Origin of the sequence: Mesorhizobium sp. M7A.F.Ca.CA.002.05.1.1 (genome assembly GCF_003998335.1) — a bacterium.
Lineage (GTDB): Bacteria > Pseudomonadota > Alphaproteobacteria > Rhizobiales > Rhizobiaceae > Mesorhizobium.
This window is the reverse complement of record NZ_RZQI01000445.1, coordinates 1-4,830: the sequence shown is the minus strand read 5'-3', so window position 1 is coordinate 4,830 and position 4,830 is coordinate 1. Positions and strand designations below refer to the sequence as shown.

Sequence of the window (4,830 nt, the reverse complement as noted above, 5' to 3'; positions counted from 1 at the left end):
GTTTGACCCAGCCGGCGATTTCGCGGCGACGGCGGAAAGCCCAAAGCGCCATCAGCAGCAACCCGTCGAAGACGCACGTCTTCGCCACCATGCCGGGAATGATCGCCGGATCGATGCCGAGCATCTGACCATAGAGCTGGAAGAAGAAGTCGTGCATCTGTCGGCTGAGCATCGTGTAGCCGAAATTGATGTCATTGGCCGACAGATAGAACCAGCCCCAGAAAATCGCCATCGGCGCCGCCCAGAACCCAAAGATGTAACGCATCAGCGGCCTCCCCTGTGATTGGAGCCGGTCTTGGAGACCGTTCGGCCTGATATGAGTGAGAGCAGCGAATTGTGAGCCGCGGCTTTTGCCATGTCATGCGCGACGGCATGGATCTCGCTTTCGCCGGAAGCCGCTGCCGCAACCACGGACCGCCGCTCGGCAAGCATGGCGACGTAGGACGCCAGAAGTGCCGTCAGCTGCACGGCAACTGCCATGAACAGCCCGTTGATGCCTTGCGCGGCACCTCCGATGACGATCAGCGACAACATGCCGGACGCGCTGATGAAGGCGATGCGGGCGACGCTGTCGGCGCCGGGACTGGTCGCGTCGTTGACCAGGGCTTCGACAAAGGCCCAGAAAAACAGAACCGCGACGACAAGCAATGCGGTGGCGAGCGGCGCCACGACAACGAAATTGTCGAGGTCGACGAAGCGGGTACCCTCGATTGTGGTGCCCAGCACGCCGAGTGCCGCCGCCACACCCCGGTTTCCGTCGATGCAGATGAGCGCAAGCAGGGCGAAAACAATCGCCCAGTGCAAGGCCAGAAAAGAGGTCAGTACCTGTCGCATCGGTGTTCCTGCTTCGCAAAGCAAGAGACGGCCAATCTGAACCATTCCCTGCTCGCGCCGGGACAGTGGGCCTTGCCGTCCGCCATCGCAACGGAAACCATTTGTTAAGGTTAACGGTGATCAGCCATACGCGTGAGGATGCCCGCCAACGCGTCAAAACTGTGGATGGCGCCGGTTTTTGCGATGCTCGCCGCTCAGTTCACCGGCGGATAGAGCGTGTCGATGATCATGCGTGCATCGTGGCGCGAATCGATCATGCCATAGGTGTTGCGCCATTGGCCGGCCAAACGCGTCTCGACGAAAGCGTCGGCGATCCGCCCTGCCCCCAGGCGGCGCAATTCCGCCGCCGCAGCCGACAGTGCCAACTGCTCGGTCAGCAGCCGGGCCGAACCTTCGTCGGTTGAGGCAACCTGCATCGCCGCCTTCAGAACGCCGATCGTGCCGCGTCCGCCGGCGCCGAGATCACGGTCGATGCCGGCCAGCACATCCTCGAACAGGCCGGGCGCACGGCCGAGCACGCGCAGCACATCAAGCGCCATGACATTGCCCGAGCCTTCCCAGATCGCATTGACCGGGGCCTCGCGATAGTAGCGGGCGAGTGGCGCCTCCTCGACGTAGCCGTTGCCGCCTAGGCACTCCATCGCCTCATAGAGCAGCGGGGGCGCGATCTTGCAGACCCAGTATTTGACGACCGGCGTCATGGCCCGGGCAAACGCCGCCTCGCCGCGATCGCTGGCCGCCTCGTCGAAGGAGCGCGCTAACCGGAACGACAGCGCGGTGGCGGCGGCGACGTCGAGCGCCATGTCGGCCAGAACGCGCTGCATCAACGGCTGCTCGATCAGGGTCGAACCGAACACCTGGCGATGGCGGGCGTGGTGAACGGCCTCGGCGAGGCCCGCGCGCATGATCGCCGACGAGGCGATGGCACAATCGAGCCGGGTCAGGGTGACCATGTCCATGATCGTCTTCACACCGGCACCGGGTTCGCCGACCATCTCGCCGATGGCATTGACGAATTCGACTTCGGAGGAGGCGTTGGAACGGTTGCCGAGCTTGTCCTTCAGTCGCTGAAAGCGGAAGCCGTTGCCCGAACCATCACCGAGAACGCGCGGCACGAGGAAGCACGACAGCCCCTCCGGCGCCTGCGCCAGCACCAGGAACGCATCCGACATCGGCGCCGACATGAACCATTTGTGCCCCGTCAGACGATAAAAACCGCTGCCGGCGCGTTCCGCCCTCGTCACATTGGCGCGCACATCGGTGCCGCCCTGCTTCTCGGTCATGCCCATGCCGAGCGTCAGCCCGGTCTTCTCGACCGGCGGTTTCTGGCTCTGGTCGTATTTGCGCGTCGTCACGCGCGGCGCCCATTCGCGAAACAGTTTTGGGCTGGCCATCAAGGCCGCCAGCGAAGCGTTGGTCATGGTGATGGGGCACAGATGCCCGGTCTCGAGCTCCGCCGTCAGATAAAACCGGGCGGCACGGACTTGATGGCGGCGGCCGATCTCGGTGTCGCCGTTCTCCCACACCGAGGAATGCAGCCCGTTGGCCACAGCGCGGCGCATCAAGGCGTGATAGGCGGGATGGAACTCGACCACGTCGATGCGCCGTCCCTGGCGATCATGCGTCCTGAGCTTCGGCGTCTCGACATTGGCGAGGCGCGCCAGTTCCTGCGCCTCCTGCGTCAGCACGAAGCGGCCGAGACCGTCGAGATCTTTGCGCACCGGATCGGAAAAACGCTCCGCGAGCTGGATCAGCAACGGATCGCCCCGCCAGGCGTTGCCGCCCGTCAGCGGCGGCGGCTGGTTCGTCACGTCGTCGGTCACGCCCAATCCTTCTATCGTCAGAAAGCCACGAATCCGAGGCTGTCGGCTAGATATAGCCAAGCCATGCAGCGCGCGCGATGAAAATACCGGCCGATACAATCGGCCATCTATACGAAAAAATTGAGGAGAACGGCTGCAATGCAAAGCTGGCGCTTGCAGCCGCAAAGTCTCCACCCTATAGCAGCGCCTTGAGATGACCGACGCTTCGTCCCCCTATCCTCATCGCCATCTTCTGGGCATCCGCGACCTTTCCCCCGCCGATATCGAGCTGTTGCTCGACAGGGCGGACCGAGCGGTCGCGATCTCGCGGCAGTCCGAGAAGAAAACCTCGACGCTGCGCGGCCGCACACAGATCAACCTCTTTTATGAAGCCTCGACGCGCACGCAGTCGTCGTTCGAGTTGGCCGGAAAGCGGCTCGGCGCCGATGTGATGAACATGTCGGTGGCAAGCTCTTCGGTGAAGAAGGGCGAAACGCTCATCGATACGGCGATGACGCTGAATGCGATGCGGCCCGACATATTGATCATCCGTCACCAATCGGCCGGTGCGGCCGCGCTTCTGGCGCAGAAGGTCGGCTGCTCCGTCGTCAATGCCGGCGACGGCGCGCATGAACACCCGACACAGGCGCTGCTCGATGCGCTGACCATTCGTCGCGCCAAGGGCCCGCTGTCGAAGCTCATCGTGGCAATCTGCGGCGACATCCTGCATTCGCGCGTGGCACGTTCCAACATCATGCTGCTCAACGCGCTCGGCGCGCAGGTGCGCGTCGTCGCACCGTCGACGCTTCTGCCCACCGGCATCGAGAAGATGGGCGTCATCGTCACCCGCTCGATGGCCGAGGGCCTCAAGGACGCCGATGTGGTGATGATGCTGCGCCTGCAGCGCGAGCGCATGGAAGGCGCGTTCGTGCCTTCGGTGCGCGAGTATTTCCGCTATTTCGGCCTCGATGCGGAAAAACTGAAGGCGGCCAAGGGCGATGCGCTGGTGATGCACCCCGGGCCGATGAACCGCGGCGTCGAGATCGCCTCGGAAATCGCCGACGGTCCGCAGAGCGTCATCCAGGAACAGGTCGAAATGGGCGTCGCCGTGCGCATGGCCGTCATGGAAGCGCTGCTTGACCCGCGCCGCAATCAAGAGGGCGGCGGCGCATGAGCATAACGGTCTTTGAGCGGGCCCGCGTTGTCGATCCCTCGCGCGCCATCGACGAAGTCGGCGCCGTCATAGTCGATGGCAAGAAAATCCTTGTCGCCGGCAAGGCAGCGCTGAACCAGGGCGCGCCCGAGGGCGCCACCGTTGTCGACTGCGCCGGCAAGGCGATCATTCCAGGCCTGATCGACGGCCGCGTCTTCATCGGCGAACCGGGCGGCGAGCATCGCGAAACCATCGCGTCGGCAAGTGTCGCGGCGGCGGCCGGCGGCGTCACCTCCATCGTCATGATGCCCGACACCGATCCGGTGATCGACAATGTGGCGCTGGTTGAATTCGTGCTGCGCACGGCCAAGGACACGGCCATCGTCAACGTCTTTCCGGCCGCGGCGATCACCAAGGGCCTCGACGGGCGCGAAATGACCGAGTTCGGCCTGCTGCGCGAAGCCGGCGCGGTCGCCTTTACCGATGGCCGCCAAACCATATCGAGCGCGCTGGTGATGCGCCGCGCGCTGACCTATGCACGCGACTTCGGCGCCACCATCGTGCATGAGACGCAGGATGCGGACCTCGGTTCATCCGGCGTGATGAATGAAGGCCTTTACGCCAGCTGGCTCGGCCTCTCCGGCATTCCGCGCGAAGCCGAAGCCATCCCGCTGGAACGCGACCTCGCCTTGGCCCGACTGACACGCGGTTCGTACCATGCAGCAAAGATCTCGACGGCGATGGCGGCAAGCGCCGTCACACGTGCGAAGGCCGACGGGGCGACGGTGACGTCAGGCGCGGCGATCCACAATCTGTCGCTGAATGAAAACGATGTCGGCGAATACCGCACCTTCTTCCGTCTGACCCCACCTTTGCGCGCCGAGGAAGACCGGCTGGCGATGATCGAAGCGGTCAGGGACGGCACGATCGACATCATCGTCTCCTCGCACGATCCGCAGGATGTCGACACCAAGCGCCTGCCCTTTGCCGATGCGGCGGCCGGCGCCATCGGGTTGGAGACACTGCTGGGCGCGGCATTGC

At 64.2% G+C, this 4,830-nt stretch carries 5 protein-coding genes; 2 read left to right on the top strand and 3 right to left on the bottom strand.

Going from position 1 to position 4,830, the window contains the following annotated elements:
- The 3 genes from EN939_RS21080 to EN939_RS21070 form a co-directional block, all read right to left on the bottom strand.
- On the bottom strand, nt 1-265 hold a 265-nt coding region (locus EN939_RS21080), incomplete at its 3' end, for a DUF6105 family protein (RefSeq protein WP_127269522.1).
- Entirely contained in the window at nt 265-834 is a 570-nt protein-coding gene (locus EN939_RS21075) for a hypothetical protein (protein WP_127269521.1), read from the bottom strand. The genes EN939_RS21080 and EN939_RS21075, both read right to left, overlap by 1 nt.
- A 194-nt stretch (nt 835-1,028) precedes the next feature.
- The gene (locus tag EN939_RS21070; protein ID WP_127269520.1) at nt 1,029-2,657 is read right to left on the bottom strand and encodes a DNA alkylation response protein; all 1,629 of its coding nucleotides are present in this window, start codon (nt 2,655-2,657) and stop codon (nt 1,029-1,031) included.
- A gap of 193 nt (nt 2,658-2,850) precedes the next feature.
- Here EN939_RS21070 and EN939_RS21065 point away from each other — a divergent pair, with 193 nt between their 5' ends.
- On the top strand, nt 2,851-3,810 hold the full coding sequence (locus EN939_RS21065; protein WP_127269519.1) for an aspartate carbamoyltransferase catalytic subunit: 960 nt from the start codon (nt 2,851-2,853) through the stop codon (nt 3,808-3,810).
- The coding region (locus EN939_RS21060; RefSeq protein WP_127269518.1) for a dihydroorotase at nt 3,807-4,830 on the top strand (1,024 nt) is incomplete at its 3' end. The genes EN939_RS21065 and EN939_RS21060, both read left to right, overlap by 4 nt.